The sequence below is a fragment of the Neorhizobium huautlense genome (assembly GCF_030811685.1).
Classification (GTDB): Bacteria; Pseudomonadota; Alphaproteobacteria; order Rhizobiales; family Rhizobiaceae; genus Neorhizobium; species Neorhizobium huautlense_A.
In genome coordinates this window covers 1-13,546 of record NZ_JAUSRF010000028.1, presented here as the reverse complement: position 1 = coordinate 13,546, position 13,546 = coordinate 1, and the positions used below count along the sequence as shown (strand labels likewise).

At 55.9% G+C, this 13,546-nt stretch carries 18 protein-coding genes and 1 pseudogene; 9 read left to right on the top strand and 10 right to left on the bottom strand.

Annotated elements, in window-relative coordinates:
• Positions 1–97 precede the first annotated feature (97 nt).
• Positions 98–346: a hypothetical protein gene (locus J2T09_RS26055; protein ID WP_306839998.1), complete on the top strand. Its 249-nt coding sequence runs from the start codon at positions 98–100 to the stop codon at positions 344–346.
• 58 nt (positions 347–404) lie between these two features.
• Here J2T09_RS26055 and J2T09_RS26050 read toward each other — a convergent pair whose 3' ends face one another.
• Positions 405–596, bottom strand: coding sequence for a CsbD family protein (locus J2T09_RS26050; RefSeq protein ID WP_306839997.1), 192 nt, complete (start codon positions 594–596; stop codon positions 405–407).
• A 469-nt stretch (positions 597–1,065) separates the two neighbouring features.
• On the opposite strand from J2T09_RS26050, the gene J2T09_RS26045 reads away from it, so the two are divergent.
• A complete protein-coding gene (locus J2T09_RS26045) occupies positions 1,066–1,317 on the top strand; it encodes a hypothetical protein (RefSeq protein ID WP_306839996.1) in 252 nt (83 codons plus the stop codon).
• Here J2T09_RS26045 and J2T09_RS26040 read toward each other — a convergent pair.
• The 7 genes from J2T09_RS26040 to J2T09_RS26010 all read right to left on the bottom strand — a co-directional run bounded on the left by J2T09_RS26040 (position 1,308) and on the right by J2T09_RS26010 (position 4,742).
• Positions 1,308–1,829, bottom strand: a complete 522-nt coding sequence (locus J2T09_RS26040; protein WP_306839995.1) for a CYTH domain-containing protein — start codon at positions 1,827–1,829, stop codon at positions 1,308–1,310. The two genes, J2T09_RS26045 and J2T09_RS26040, sit on opposite strands and share 10 nt — an antisense overlap.
• 20 nt (positions 1,830–1,849) lie before the next feature.
• Positions 1,850–2,233 (bottom strand): hypothetical protein, encoded by a 384-nt coding sequence (locus tag J2T09_RS26035; RefSeq protein WP_306839994.1) that lies wholly within the window; start codon positions 2,231–2,233, stop codon positions 1,850–1,852.
• 74 nt (positions 2,234–2,307) lie between these two features.
• Entirely contained in the window at positions 2,308–3,213 is a 906-nt protein-coding gene (locus J2T09_RS26030; protein WP_306839993.1) for an alpha/beta fold hydrolase, read from the bottom strand.
• A 266-nt stretch (positions 3,214–3,479) separates the two neighbouring features.
• Positions 3,480–3,872, bottom strand: a complete 393-nt coding sequence (locus tag J2T09_RS26025; protein ID WP_306839992.1) for a GFA family protein — start codon at positions 3,870–3,872, stop codon at positions 3,480–3,482.
• 31 nt (positions 3,873–3,903) lie between these two features.
• Complete coding sequence (locus J2T09_RS26020) at positions 3,904–4,110, bottom strand: hypervirulence associated TUDOR domain-containing protein (RefSeq protein WP_306839991.1); 207 nt, start codon at positions 4,108–4,110, stop codon at positions 3,904–3,906.
• An 11-nt stretch (positions 4,111–4,121) separates the two neighbouring features.
• Positions 4,122–4,364, bottom strand: coding sequence for a DUF2934 domain-containing protein (locus tag J2T09_RS26015; protein ID WP_306839990.1), 243 nt, complete (start codon positions 4,362–4,364; stop codon positions 4,122–4,124).
• A gap of 141 nt (positions 4,365–4,505) precedes the next feature.
• Positions 4,506–4,742 (bottom strand): hypothetical protein, encoded by a 237-nt coding sequence (locus tag J2T09_RS26010; protein WP_306839989.1) that lies wholly within the window; start codon positions 4,740–4,742, stop codon positions 4,506–4,508.
• Between the two features lie 338 nt (positions 4,743–5,080).
• On the opposite strand from J2T09_RS26010, the gene J2T09_RS26005 reads away from it, so the two are divergent.
• From J2T09_RS26005 to J2T09_RS25995, 3 genes are all read left to right on the top strand, one after another.
• Entirely contained in the window at positions 5,081–5,377 is a 297-nt protein-coding gene (locus J2T09_RS26005) for a hypothetical protein (protein WP_306839988.1), read from the top strand.
• A gap of 104 nt (positions 5,378–5,481) precedes the next feature.
• The gene (locus J2T09_RS26000; RefSeq protein ID WP_306839987.1) at positions 5,482–5,778 is read left to right on the top strand and encodes a SemiSWEET family sugar transporter; all 297 of its coding nucleotides are present in this window, start codon (positions 5,482–5,484) and stop codon (positions 5,776–5,778) included.
• Entirely contained in the window at positions 5,775–6,371 is a 597-nt protein-coding gene (locus J2T09_RS25995) for a cyclodeaminase/cyclohydrolase family protein (protein ID WP_306839986.1), read from the top strand. Before J2T09_RS26000 ends, J2T09_RS25995 begins: the two co-directional genes overlap by 4 nt.
• 1,965 nt (positions 6,372–8,336) lie before the next feature.
• On the opposite strand, the gene J2T09_RS25990 is transcribed toward J2T09_RS25995, so the two are convergent.
• Positions 8,337–10,142 carry a YbhB/YbcL family Raf kinase inhibitor-like protein gene (locus J2T09_RS25990; protein ID WP_306839985.1) on the bottom strand — a complete coding sequence of 602 codons (1,806 nt, stop codon included), beginning with the start codon at positions 10,140–10,142 and terminating at the stop codon, positions 8,337–8,339.
• A 391-nt stretch (positions 10,143–10,533) separates the two neighbouring features.
• Between J2T09_RS25990 and J2T09_RS25985 the strand changes: the two genes are divergently transcribed.
• From J2T09_RS25985 to J2T09_RS25975, 3 genes are read left to right on the top strand one after another with little or no spacing between them, the layout of a single operon-like run.
• Complete coding sequence (locus J2T09_RS25985) at positions 10,534–10,848, top strand: plasmid stabilization protein (RefSeq protein ID WP_306839984.1); 315 nt, start codon at positions 10,534–10,536, stop codon at positions 10,846–10,848.
• A gap of 18 nt (positions 10,849–10,866) precedes the next feature.
• The gene (locus J2T09_RS25980) at positions 10,867–11,013 is read left to right on the top strand and encodes a hypothetical protein (protein WP_306839983.1); all 147 of its coding nucleotides are present in this window, start codon (positions 10,867–10,869) and stop codon (positions 11,011–11,013) included.
• Positions 11,014–11,065: 52 nt separating this feature from the next.
• The gene (locus J2T09_RS25975; RefSeq protein ID WP_306839982.1) at positions 11,066–11,275 is read left to right on the top strand and encodes a hypothetical protein; all 210 of its coding nucleotides are present in this window, start codon (positions 11,066–11,068) and stop codon (positions 11,273–11,275) included.
• 207 nt (positions 11,276–11,482) lie between these two features.
• Here J2T09_RS25975 and J2T09_RS25970 read toward each other — a convergent pair whose 3' ends face one another.
• Entirely contained in the window at positions 11,483–12,571 is a 1,089-nt protein-coding gene (locus tag J2T09_RS25970) for a nucleotidyltransferase family protein (protein WP_306839981.1), read from the bottom strand.
• A gap of 218 nt (positions 12,572–12,789) precedes the next feature.
• Here J2T09_RS25970 and J2T09_RS25965 point away from each other — a divergent pair.
• Positions 12,790–13,546 (top strand): annotated as a pseudogene (locus J2T09_RS25965) (hypothetical protein); the annotation flags it as partial.

Sequence of the window (13,546 nt, the reverse complement as noted above, 5' to 3'; positions counted from 1 at the left end):
GTAGATCAACTCAGCGAGGGCTAATCTTGCCAAAGCTGAAAGATGGCGAGGCTCATGACGGAGCAGCGGGATCAATAATCACCTCGGTGCCTGACTGGTGAAGCACGATCGATCCCCGTTTTTGCTGCCTAGCAAAGGATTGCTCAGTAGCGAGCCGGTCACCGTGATCCTCAATGATGGGGCAGGCTGTAAAGCCTGTGCTAAGAAACAGGAAGAAATCAGCGAGGCAGGATTGATCGAGATCGATGGTGATCGCTCAAGGATTAGCAAGCAGGGCGAAGAGGCAACAGCCAGTCTGCTGAACCCCATTCGCGAGGAAAGTGGTGAGCCACCGCCATTACATTGATGGCTAAAAAAAGGCCCGCTGAAAAGCGGGCCAGTTTTGTGCGGGAAGCACGGTGGTATCAAGATTTGTCGATGACGTTTTTCACAGCGTCTTTGGCTTCGCCTTTGGCTTGCTGCGCGTCGCCTTTTGCTTCCTGAGCGGCGCCCTTCGCCTGCATACTGCGGTTATCAGTGGCATCGCCGACCGCCTGCTTTGCCTGCCCGGTCAGCTCGTTGGCCTTGCCGGAAATTTTGTCGGATGTCGAACCCATGGTCGTTTCTCCTTTTTCTGCATTCTTCAGTGGACCGGACGGCCTTCAAATCGCTACCCGATCGTAATCGCCGGGAAAGTCCATCGTGGGCTGCTCATTGAACCACCTGTATGATCAACCCGTCGCGATCGGGATCGTTCCGAATTTCCCGGCTCATTTTTCTTAAAAAATTACCAGCCATAGAATGAAAAGCCATCTGACCGGGATCACCAGCAGGTCGTTATGACCGCAGCCAAGGAGCGTTGGCCTCAAGACGATAATCGAAGCCGTGGATACAGACTGATCGAGATCGATTACGACTCTAACCAGCTGCGCATTCGGCGCAACCTGACAGCGAATGGTGACGCGGCCGCATAGGCGCGGTCCAACTGGGTAACTCGATCCCCGACCAGAACGACATAAACCCGTCTTTTGGCCTCGGTCGTAAAAGTCACGCGTTCGCGTGGTATAGTTTCTCGACAACCGGAGAGTGTGTGATGCGAGAGAGAAAAAGCTCAAAGAGATCGAAGCGATCGCTGCCGCGATCAGAGAGATCGTAATCCCCGGCATGAAGCCCAAGGAACTCATTGAAGCCGTTCGAGCCCGGCACCCTGAGGCGAGCAAGAAGGAAGTTGCACGAGCCGCATTTCTGGCAGTGATCCACTCGGCCGAATTCACACCCGACGATACGCAAGCACTGCACGACATGGCAATGGATACGCGTGACGTCGATCAGGCCTGAACGCTCTGTGTATGCTTGATCAAATCACGGATGGCGATCTGGTCGCCACTCTCTGCCAAAGTCGTAAGAGCTGTGGCACGAAATCGGGTATCTGCGGTGACCTCCCTACCTACCCATGGAGGGCTAACGAATGCACACTCTTCTGACAGAAGCTCAATCTCGCAGGTCACTAGACCCTCAAGGTAGCCGAGGTACTCATCAACCTGCCAGACATGGCCTTCGAATTTCACCTCATGCCGGATTTTTCTGAGACGCGGAGCCAAGGCGAACTCCTCTATCATCGAGCGGGCATCGTCGTCTTCAAGCGTGATGTGAACTTCGTTTCGTTTGATACCCCTACGCGGACCTTTGATTGTCAGCATAGCCGCTCCGTCACATATGCGGACACGAGCTTTCCCGCTTTCGTGCTCGAAGCGTGCGATCAAATAATCCGAGATCTCGCGGCGATCACCCACTGATGATCGCCAGCTACCGTCGGTCACCAGGAATTTTCTTTCGATTTCGACTGCCATAGGTTTCCGATCCGGCCCTTTTAATGGACCTGTCGACTAGCAGGCGGGTCGCCCGGATCGTCACCTTCGCTGAGTGCCACGACAGATGCGGAACTCTGGAGCTTGTTTTTTAGATCGCTGGAAATCAATGGAGCCACACCATCGTCTTCGTCGTCCTCGTGGGTGTCTTCATCGACACCGAGAGATGACAGTCGATACTTGATCGCCAAGTCGTACACCGCTTCAAGAACATATCGCTCGCGGACATCGGGATCCGTAAGCGCCATTAAGGAGGCTCTGACGATACGCTTACTGGATGTCTTTGAACATTTCTCGATGACAAAGTCGTGCAAGACGCTTCCGACAAGACCGTCAGATGCGCCCTCGATCAAAGCATTGTAGACGCGGTTCAATTTCTTACCCATCGTGCTCTCCGTTTATCTTTGATCGAACGCGGTACGACAGGGAATGGTTGCGCCACTCAACGTTTCGCTCAGTGTCAGGCCGTTTCCTGGAACAGGCCTGGCTCGGGTCGGTCCAACTCATGATCCTCTGCTAAAAAACGGATGATGTGCCCGTTTGTCCACTCAGGCTCCTCAAGGTGCACCCAATGAGTGGCGCTTCGGTGCACGCACATCCGACCGTTGGCGCACTGGACCAGACTTTCTTTTGCTAGCCTGAAATCCAGGGCACGATCTCTGCAGCCCCATAAGATGAGAACGGGCGGAACGATGCGCCCCAGTGCAGGTCGAGCCTCCCTGATCAGGGCCCGATAGTAGTTAAGCATCGCCTTAAGATGACCTTCGACCTGCCACTGCTGTCGATAGCGCTCTATCTCATCGTCGGTAAAGCTGCCCGGCCGCGCCGTCTTCGTCAACGCATCGACTAGCAACTTAAAACGTCGAGCCGACAGAAGCGCTTCCGGCAGAGATGGCAATTGGAAGAAGGCGATATAGGCGCTACGGACCATCTGCGACGGCATCTTTCGCAACACGTCGGCCATGACATCGATGTGGGGCGCATTGAGTACTATTAGCCGCTTCACGCGCATGGGGTGGAGAGAGGCAACGGCCCAGGCAACGATGCCGCCCCAGTCGTGGCCAACGATATTGAAACGTTGCCAGCCGAGGTGGGATGCAAGTCTAACGATATCATCAACTAGGTTTGCGATGCGGTAATCGGAGACATCCGTGGGCGCTTCGCTCTGACCGTAGCCACGCATGTCAACCATCACGACGCGGAACCCGGCTTCAGCTAAAGCGGAGGACTGCTTTCTCCAAGCCCACCAGAATTCTGGGAAGCCGTGGAGCATAAGGACAGGCTCGCCGTTGGCGGGCCCCTCCTCCACAATGTGCAGGGAGATGCTTTCGAGGTCGACGATGCGAGAGGTCTGCGAACTATCCATGCCGTGGCCTCGGATCACTAGAGCGCGATCACCTACAAACAGCCCGGGAGTGGTGATGTTCCTAAGGACTACCGCTCAAAAACAGACAGAGTATCAGAGTGTGGCAGGCCCGCAACATTCGGGTCTGGAGGCTGGAACGCCGTAGCGTTATTGAAGGCCCGCAGCTTTACACCGGGGATACGGGCCTCCGCCATACGGCGCCGGATTAATAAAGCAAGCATATGGGGATTCGAATATAAGCAAGTCGATCTCCACAGAATGTGGTCTCAAAATTGGTGGTCGGTCCCTGTCCCGGTCACACTCGCCCATTGGTGCCTACGCCTTTCGAAGATCGATCTCGTCGGCTGTGGGAAGCCAGAGTCAGCGAAGCTGCCGACTGGAACTGCGAATGCGTCAGGAATGTCCTCGTTTTCGTAGAAGACTGTCGAGCCGCAATCTGGACAGAAATGATACCGCGCCCAGAGGCCGCTTTCGCCGACGCGTTCATAAGTTTTGTATGTGCCTTCGACTCTTACAGATGTTTTGGGAAAACGCGCCTGAACACCGAAGGCGCTCCCAGTACGGCGCTGACATTCCAGGCAATGGCACACCGACACCACCGTCGGTTCTTCCTGGCAGACGGCGGTCAAGCTACCACATCGACATCTTGCACGTCGCATTTGCGATTTCTCCAGCGCTCGGCACTAGGCACTAGGCTTTCTTGAGGGCGTCGGGTTTATGCGCCGCCCTCTTTCCTGACTTTTCACTCTCCACGATAACCTGCGGATCGTCCTTCGAGGCCTTGACCGTGTGTCCCTTTATCTTGGTGTCAGAGGTCTGTTTTGTGACGACCTTGCCTTCGGTCTCCCCTTGGCTTGTCTCCCAGGTGACCTTGTCGCCTTTTTTGTAGTCGGCCATTGGTGTCTTCCTCAATCCGGGCTGATAGCCGATGGCGGCTTAATATCGGCGGCATTCTCGGAGCCTCCGTCCTCCGTGGCAAACTCGTAGTCAGCTTGTTGATTGACCTTCCTCACGTCGCCCTGGTCTTGTTCCGTCAACTCGTGCTGATCTTCGGCGCGTTTCCAGTGGTCGTCATGCGCGCCCTCGGGCCGACCTTCGTCTTCCCAGAGTTTATACGCTCGTTCGCGGCGTTGCTGTTCTCTGTCGTTCATTGATGAGTCCTCCTGTTGGCGCAACAAAACTCGGAACTCCCACGACTCGTTCCTGGCTGCCCGGTCATTTGGAGGAACGTAAGATCTGAACATCGGCGGGCTAAGTCTGTCGTTCGCAGGGGCTAAGAATAACGATCTAGGTCACGAACGTTCACCACGATCTGCGGGGCTCAAGCGAGCAAGATGATTTGCCAGGCCAGGATCATCCGATAGGTGTCTTTCGAATTGCTTTTGCGTTATCCGGCCTGTGCGATAGGCCGCGATGATCTCCTGCTGCTCTATCGTCATGGCAACTTGATCACCGCCTTCGGGAGGAAAAACCCCGAGCTCTGTCAGGATGCTGCTCATCACGCCACTGTTTCCCTTATCGTCCTGCATAATACTTCTCCCATTTTAAAGATTGAACCGATAGGGAGGCGTGCAGTTCCCTGGCGCGTCTGGCCTGCGGGTTGTCACGGTGATGACCCGCAGGCCAAGTGCCGATCAGGATGCTTCTCTCCGCAAAAGAGTCTTGCGCTGGGCAGTCGAGGTTGATCAGTCTTGCGGGAGCGATGCTCTAAATCTCGGATAAGCGACCTCGCATGCAAAAGCACAACGGGTGAGGCCGTAACTGGTGTTGATGAGCCAGGTACACGCGAAACCCGCGATCATGCGCAGTCCCGCGGAACCGAGGACCTCCCGTTAAGTTACAGAACGAGAAACCACGGGATTTGGAAATGCCGCACCTGGTCGAGATCCTGCTTCCGCTGACGAAAGCCTTAACGCGCAAGAGGCTCGAAGGCATTCGCGCCGAGCTGACTGATCGTTTTGGCGGAGTGACCCTTCATTCGAATGCTCCGGCAGAGGGATTGTGGATCGATAACGGCAACCTCGAGCGGGACCGCGTTATCGTTGCCGAAATAATGACGGATACGCTCGACCGTACCTGGTGGGCGCAATTCCGGCAACGACTGGAAAATCAGCTTTCTGAAGATGAGATCGTCGTACGCGCCACGCAGATAGAGCGGCTGTAGCAGTGTGCAAACAATCTGGCGCGGGGGGCAGTCCACGATGCCAGATCGCCAACGTGAGATGACGAACTGACATCTCCTTGACCGGAAACAGAGGACGACGAAAATTGGATACGACATTGCTGGTGGGATATGGTGCTTCAATTTGCTCGGTAACGAGCTTTGTGCCGCAGGTCTGGAAGGTGATCAGAACTGGAGATACCGCGGCGATTTCGGCACGCATGTACGCATTGACTGTCGTTGGCTTCGCGCTGTGGAGAGCTTTCGGCATCCTGAGAACCGAATGGCCGATCATTCTCAAAATTCGATTTGTTTCTGTCTCTCAGGTTATATCCTCATCCGGAAAATCCGCGCAGATATGCAACGCTAGCTGCGCGTCAAGAAAAATCACGGGCACCAAATGAGATTGCAGGAAGTGCACTTCGAAGAACTCCTTTCCCGAATAGGCACGGCTGAGCCAACGGTTAGCGGCAGTTCAGCATCTCTGATCGCTGGCCGGATCGGTGTTGCCATGGCGAGAATGGCTCTTGCAGTGTCGCGCAAACACGGCGTCGACAACGAAATGGCGATCGAAAAGCTGGATTCCATCTCTGCCCGATTGGTTGATGCAGGTGAACGGGACCGGGCGGCGTCACTAGCGCTGATCAAAGCTCTTCGCGATGGGACCGATGGGTCCGTTCATCGTCGCGCGCTCACCGACGCAACGCGGGAGCCGCTCGCGGCGGCTTATCTTCTTGTTGAGCTTCTGGAACACCTCGACGAGGCTGAGCCCGGCATCAGAAAACCGGTGGGAAGCGACTTCTTCGGCGGCATTGAATTGATCAGCGGTGCCTTTACTGCAGTGATGATGGCGGTTGAAGCCAATCTGCAGCATGAAGCGGCGGGTGACCTCGAGGATCGAACCCGGCAAAATCGACTCGAGCTCTATCGACGTCGTGATGTCACCATCGAAGCATTGCGTTCCAGACCTCTTGGGCGGGAGCTAAGGTCTTGCTGAAGCGGGAAGGCTCAGCCTGCGTCCTTTGCAGCAGTTTCCTCCTCAACTAATTAATGGCTACGACGGAAGCCGAAACGTAACAGCGGGCGCGTATTGAAATAGGTCAGACCGAAGTCGAACGAAAGCCAAATCCTTTGGTTTCGCGTCCAGCATCACGACGAAATTAAAGTCCGCAACTATGCGCATCTTCGTAGCATGAGCGACAACCAAAGGCTCTCGCACCTGTTGAAGCGCATAACGAGGTTCAAAAATCTGGCGACCGTACTGATACGAGGGCAATCCGCCCTTGCTCAGGAAGTGAATGAGGCTCATATGCAGGTCAGCTTTGCGCCCATTGTCCCCCGGGCGCTTGCTGTTCCCTCTGGAGGTATCATTGGCCTCCCACTTTCAAGGGCCGCGGCTTCGCTGGCCCTTTTTTCTTGTGGGGCAATCGTTTTAGGGTTTGTCAGCGTTTTCCAGAACCCGAGCTAGCGTCGCCAAACGCGCCTGTCGCAAACGATCGGTCTTTTTTAGGCGGGCCTCCTTTTCCGCCACCATGATCTCAGCCGAGATGCGGTGCGTCTGTTCAGCTTTTTCCGATGTGGCGCGTGGATAAACCATGCTTCAATACCTCCGTCCCGTACGTAAGGTAGGACGCAGGCGTCAGTTGCCCAGCTCAAATTGCAACGGAGCGAATTGACGAGCGGTTTATTACATACTCCCGCCTACTAGAACAGGAAAGCACCATCGTGCTTCAGTGAGTTGGCATGCACGACGAATGACCGATCGGGACCGTCGGAGGATTCACGCTCGTGGCAGTGGTCATAATTTGCAGATCCATGCGGCAGACGAAAATTAGTTCTCGCCGTTTCAGGTTTAGCGATCAATGCGGTCGTAGGAGCCCTATTTGGTCGGATCGAGTGAACCACGAAAGAGCCCCCTTGCCTGGCGCCCTCTGGATCATTCGTTTGGAGGATGACCCATGGAAAACTAGATTTGGCCCGTGGTCGTGACAGGCGGGCAACTATTCTCGGGACAGCTTTGCTTTCGGATCATTTACGCAAAGCCGGAGAAAGTCGATTCTGCCTCTCGTTGGTCTCGCGGTTGTCATAGCGGAAGGTCTAGCGGTTAGCATGTTGGTAAGCCAGGCGCCCACTGTGCCCTGCCGTCCCGCCGATCAGCAGAGCACCCATTTTGATGGCCCCGCGGCTCCATCAAGCGAAAATGCCCTGCCAGCTACCGCAACGCCCAACAGCGATTGATGAAGACTGATGCCCCTACAGCAAACAAAACAACGCACCCTTCGTGTGGCAGGCTTCGACGTATCGATCGCAGTAAGTTCGCAACTGAATGGAGACTTATATGCAGAACATCCAAGACTGGCTGCGCAGCGAAGTGGCCGACGTGATCTCACAAGGCCAACGAGGTAAGACCAAGTCCGATTACGAGGCTCAGAGGCTAGGCAAATCTGGCAAGCCGAAATCGCTGCTGGCTACACTCACAAGGAGATCGAAGCCGCGTGTGGCGGCGACTTGGAAACCTATCTGTTGGATGAGACCGACGGACTTAGCCCCGGCGCATCAAGCTCGGGATGGAGCGCGACATATACAGCGGATAGCGGATAGATTGGCTTTCAGGGCCTGGAACAGGAAAAGGATTGGAATAAGCGGGCCGCGGAGACGTGCCCACGCAAGCATGTCTAGCGGCGCGGCCTATCTCGCGCGGCCTCTCGATTGAGCCACTGCTGCTTGGTGAATTCGGGCGGCAACTGAGGCACACGCGTCCTGCTAGACCGCCAACGCCGCGCGATAAAGATCCCAATGGAGCCAATCAAAAACACCAGGAGGGCGGTTAGGAAAAACATGGTCAGTGCATCGAACATTTGGAACTCCGTTGGCATGCCTGTCTGATGTAACCGCTAGGTTTGATGCAGAGTTCCCTTCCGTCTACTACCGTACATGTTCCTGGAAGGCTCAGAGGAAAGACCTATTTCGCCGCTGTCTTGCGTTCGGACATGCCCACAATCTGGCCTTTGCCGAGGACATGGCCCTCCATTGCCTTCAGGACAGCGTCGCGATCTGCGCCGGGCTCAAGGCCAAGGTTTTCGATATCGAGGGCAAACACCTGGAAATGATAATGGTGGGGCGGATCACCGCCAGGCGGTTTTGGCCCGGTGTAGCCGATCGACCCCATGCTGTTGGCGCCCTGCTTCATCGCCTTCGGCTCTTGAAGGATCGGCGTGCCGGGAATGCCCTCCCGCAGCTTTGTCGTTGCCGCCGGGATGTCGTAGGCGAGCCAATGCATGAAGGGTTTCGGCTTTGCCGCGTCCGGATCGTCGACGATCAGCACGAAGGATTTCGTGCCTTCGGGTATGGAGGCCCATTCGATTACCGGAGAGGCATTGTCCCCGTCAGCGACATATTGGGCCGGGATCGGCCCTTCCTTGTCGAAGCCGGCTTTGACGGTGATCGCCTGCTCGGCCTTCCCTTTCACGAGATCGATTGCGATTTGAGATGCCGGCATTTCGGAGACAACATTCGGAATGGCGTTTGTCTCGACCGATTGCTTTGCGACGGCGCCCGTATAGGAAACCTTGTAGACGACGCCATTGCTGTCATCGGCGACGTATAATGACCCGTCCTTGCCAACGGCGATGCCGGTCAAACGGCCGAGATAACCATACTTGCCGTTTTCCTGCTGAAGCAGAAAACCTTCGAGGAATTTTTCGAATCCGACAGGTTTGCCGTTTTCGAAATTGACCCGAACCACTTCGTAACCGCTCGGCGGCCTGCGGTTCCACGAGCCGCGCATGGCAATGAAAGCGTCACCCCGGTAGTCGGCCGGGAAGGCGCTGCCATCGTAAAATGCCATCTGCATCGGCGCGCTGTGGGCGGTATAGCCGAGAACGGGCTCGGTCGACTGTTTTGCCCACTGATCGAGCGTGATACCTTCGGGCGGATTGATATGCGGGTTGATGCCGCTCATGCCATAAACATATGGCCAGCCATATTTCTTGCCCTGTTCTATCCGGTTCAATTCCTCGATCTGCACCTCATCGCCGAGCCAGTCGATACCGTGATCGATGCCATAAAGCGCACCGGTCGCCGGCTCCCAGTCGAACCCGATCGTGTTGCGCAGCCCACTGGCGAAGATGGTGCGTGTCTTGCCGTCCTTGCTGGCGCGGACAATCGTCGCGTTTTCGGGGTTGTCTTCCTGACACTCGTTGCAGGTGCTGCCGACGGAAATGTAGAGCATGCCGTCGGGACCGACATTGATCGTCCGGTTGGCATGCTGGCCGGCATCCGGCAGATCGTTGATGATGCGGGTCAGCGATCCGAATGTGCCCTCTTCGTTGACATCAGCCGAGTAGACGTCGTTTATCGTGACGAGGAACACCTTGTTGCCGTCGAAGGCTATTCCATGCATGTTCGGCCGGCTCGCCACTGTCACCGCGCCGTCGGCTTTTCCGTCGTTGTTGCCATCCTTCAGCATGATGACATCACCGACCGATCTGCGGGTCGCGTAGACGATCCCCTTTTGCGAGACGGCGAGCATGCGTGGATTTATCAGGTCGCGTGCAAACACATCCACCTTGAACCCTGTCGGCGCCTTGATAAGTCCGGTCAGCTTGGCGTCGTCCGTGACCTCCAGCTTTTCCGGTTCGAGGATGGAGCCCTGGATGACAACGTCGGACGCCTCGCCGACAGTCCCTTTGATCTGGGCAAGGCTGGGAGTTGAAAGCAGGAGTGCTGAGACAGATGCGGTCAGGACAGAGATGGTCAATCTGTTCATGTAATCCTCCAGAGGGCTCGAAAGCAGAAAAGCTCGACCCTTTCGGTCGGACCTGCGGTTAGATGCGGCTCAGTCATTGGCCACCAGTTTGAGGGTTTTCATCTCGGCTCTGCGGTTCGGCTCTTCCGCCAAGGTTTCGTTCATTTCCGAAGAGGCTGCGGGTCGATTGCTTGGATGAAAAATGTCCATGCGGCGCCCCATCTTGAAAGGCGCCGAACAAAGCCTTGCTCTCTAAGTTCCAGCACGGGTTGCAATTATTTCCGACCGGGGGACGTGGCGGCCTCATAGGACTTCCGCACGCACCGTGGCCGGTGCGCTTCTCGGCTTGGGGAACTCCGCGCGGGCGCGTCAGTTCGGATATAGACATCGAACCAGAGCAAGGAGTGCAACCATGCCACGTGGTGATAAATCGGCCTATACCGACAAGCAGAAGCGCAAGGCAGAACATATCGAGGAAGGTTACGAGGATCGCGGCGTTCCCGAGAAGGAAGCGGAGCGCCGAGCCTGGGCAACGGTAAACAAGGAGAGCGGCGGCGGGAATAAATCCGGTTCCGGCCGTAGCAAGGCGGAAAACCACTCGTCGTCAAAGAAGGGTGGGCGCGCAGGGGGAGAAGCATCCGCCAACCGAACTGCCGCAGAACGCTCGGCGTCCGCGAAGAAGGCGGCTGCAACGCGCAAACGCAACGAACATCACGCAAGCCACTGACTTCAGGAGAATCTCACGATGACCAATTCTCCGAAGGAAGGTGCCGCAGGCACCACGGATCAATCTCCCCGTTGGGAGGGACCACAGGAAAAACGCCCGCGTGGCTATTTGCCTGCAAAGGACAATCCCGATGTCGACCGCGATGCCGTCGGAGAGAACAATTGAGATCCGTTGAAAACGGACCTGTCCGATGCGGCCAAGACGAAAGGAGACTGACATGTCTAACCCGGAAGACGACGCAAAAGGACAATATGCTCCCTCCCAGGCTGACCGAAAGGCAAGTGGTGTCCATAGTGCCAAGCCGACCGTAATCACGGGCTCCGAGGACGCTACCGTCCATCGAGACCCGCCCGGCAAGAAGGCCGGCAAGGATTTTGATGTGAACTACGATCCCGCTGATTCCGACGAAGGGAAGTTTCGGGGGTAGTCGCTGACGCTACAGCACCTGATCAAACGCCCCGCACCTGCCTGGTGCGAGGTGGGCGACCTCATCCATTTCGCCTTCAAGCGCCAGTGAGAGACGAGTTTTTGACAAAGTTGCGCGCCGCTTTCGGCCGGATACCGTCGATCTTCGCTCTTGATGGGATCTGAATCGCTTTCTCTCGAACACTCGGGAGTAGGATAAACGATTAAGTCAGGTATTCCCGTCGCTTATTCCGATTTCCTTGTTTCCCTGCTTCCTAATTCGCCCAAGTGCCTCCTGACCTTCCGTTGAAAGCATACTACTTTCGGCTTTTTGCAGGGCTTCCTGCCATGCTGGACCCCGCTGCCAAGCTTCTTCAAAGGCGATTGCAAAATCAGACGACCTACGTGTCTCATAGAGCGCTTCAAACAGGATTTCCGCTTGGCGAATGTCCTTGTCGCGTTTGATTGCACTCAAGCCAGTCGTTCGCCGCCTTGTCGCCACGATCATCTTATGGACCGCATACCGAGCTGGATCGGGAACTGTCACAGGTACACCGCTTTTGTGTAAGAGGATCGTTCGCATTGGATCTCTGATCAGAAAATCGAGAAACCGCAGCGGATCGGCGCTTGCACCGCCGAGGGCTGGCATGGTTGCGGGTTGATCGATGTAGTCATCGGATCCACGGTTCGAAGTCAGGAATTCGACGCGATATCCCGTGGCGCTCTGGAAAGCGGATGAGGCAATCGAACCTGATCGATGCGGAACCGGGCGAAAACTCGGATCAACCTCCTGAAGCAGGTCGACCATCGGAGGCAGTGTATCTTCAACCTCACGAGAAATCGCATAATCCTGCGCGATATCGGCATCGCCGGTCAGAACGGCAGCGGCCGGCAATCGAACGCCCAACAGCCCCGCATAGGTCTGAAACGCGACTGTGCCGATGAGAACGCCGCGCAGCCGGAACAGACCACCTGACGCAAGCGCCTCCACGATAGCTCCCGACATGCTGTCCGGTGCGATCATGCCGCCTTCGCGGGTTAGGCTACTCACCATCCGTCGCCGCGCCAGAAGATCGTCCTTCTGCCGTTTATGCGTCTCTACGCGCTGAGTGATCTCCAAATCCTCAGCCGGACCGACATACCGTCGTGATTTTCCACCAGACCCGTCTGGGATATCGAAGTACCAGTATGTCTTATCCTTGACCACGACGCGCTGGAACCGGCCTTCTGCCGGAAAGTCTGCAGTCCATGCAGCATCCATCGACCGCTGCCCCAGTTCGGCTAGCATTGTCTGATAGACAAGATCGATCTTCTTCATGATGGAAACACTAAGCGTTATACCTTTTTCGGAAAAAGATATATCAATCTTGGCGCCTCGACGAAAGGGGCCATGCTTCCTCAGTCGACAAAGGCAAACAACGCATCCGCATTGAAGCTTGCGCTCGTCAGATCAAGATTTCCGAAACATGCTTTGTTAAAGGCCAAATCCTATCTCCCCGCTCTCGACATTGATGTCGACAGCAATGGATTTAGAGCATGCCCAAACAAGACATTTCATCACGACATTTTCAGCGAAAAATATCTGAATTCTGCGAGCTGCGCATAGCGCCGAACACATCCAAGCTGGTACTGGAGAACATCCGGCCCTACTTGGTCAGTTTGATCATATACCGGAAATCGCCCCCACTCCTAAATGGTCGCATCGACTGGTCCACGATCGGACAGGCCTGTGGAATAGAAGCTGAGCTGACCACTGAATTGAAAAGGCAGCTCCGGCCGGGCTTGGACGCAATCATCCGATGGCTCGGCGCAGCACCAGCAGCCGAAGAGAGACGGACACCAAAGCCAACAGTCCGCCTGGACAAGATTGCACCGACCGGGGCCTCCCCCCCTCGACCAGAAAGCCGCAACGCGCCGCGGCAGACGGTACCTTTGCCAACTCTGCGTCGCCATCGCGCGGGCCTGCACCGAAACCAATCAGTCCCTTCCCTGAACCACTGTTCGAAGCGAAAGAAGACCCGGCACGTTTTCAAGATGCATTGGCCTATCATATGCGCCGCTTCGGCGATACCTACTGGCAACTCTACCGAGCCGTCGTGCAACTGAATGAGACTTTCGACAACAAGACGCTGCTATCGTGGATCCAAGGCGAGCGCGTGCCAAGATCTGTCGCCAGTTTTGAAATCCTTCGACGCATCGAGCGACGCTATCGCCTTCCAGAAGGATATTTCAAAGAGAAGCTGCCGCATCAGGCGCGCTCGCTTTATGGTCATGACCTCGGTGATATCAGCCC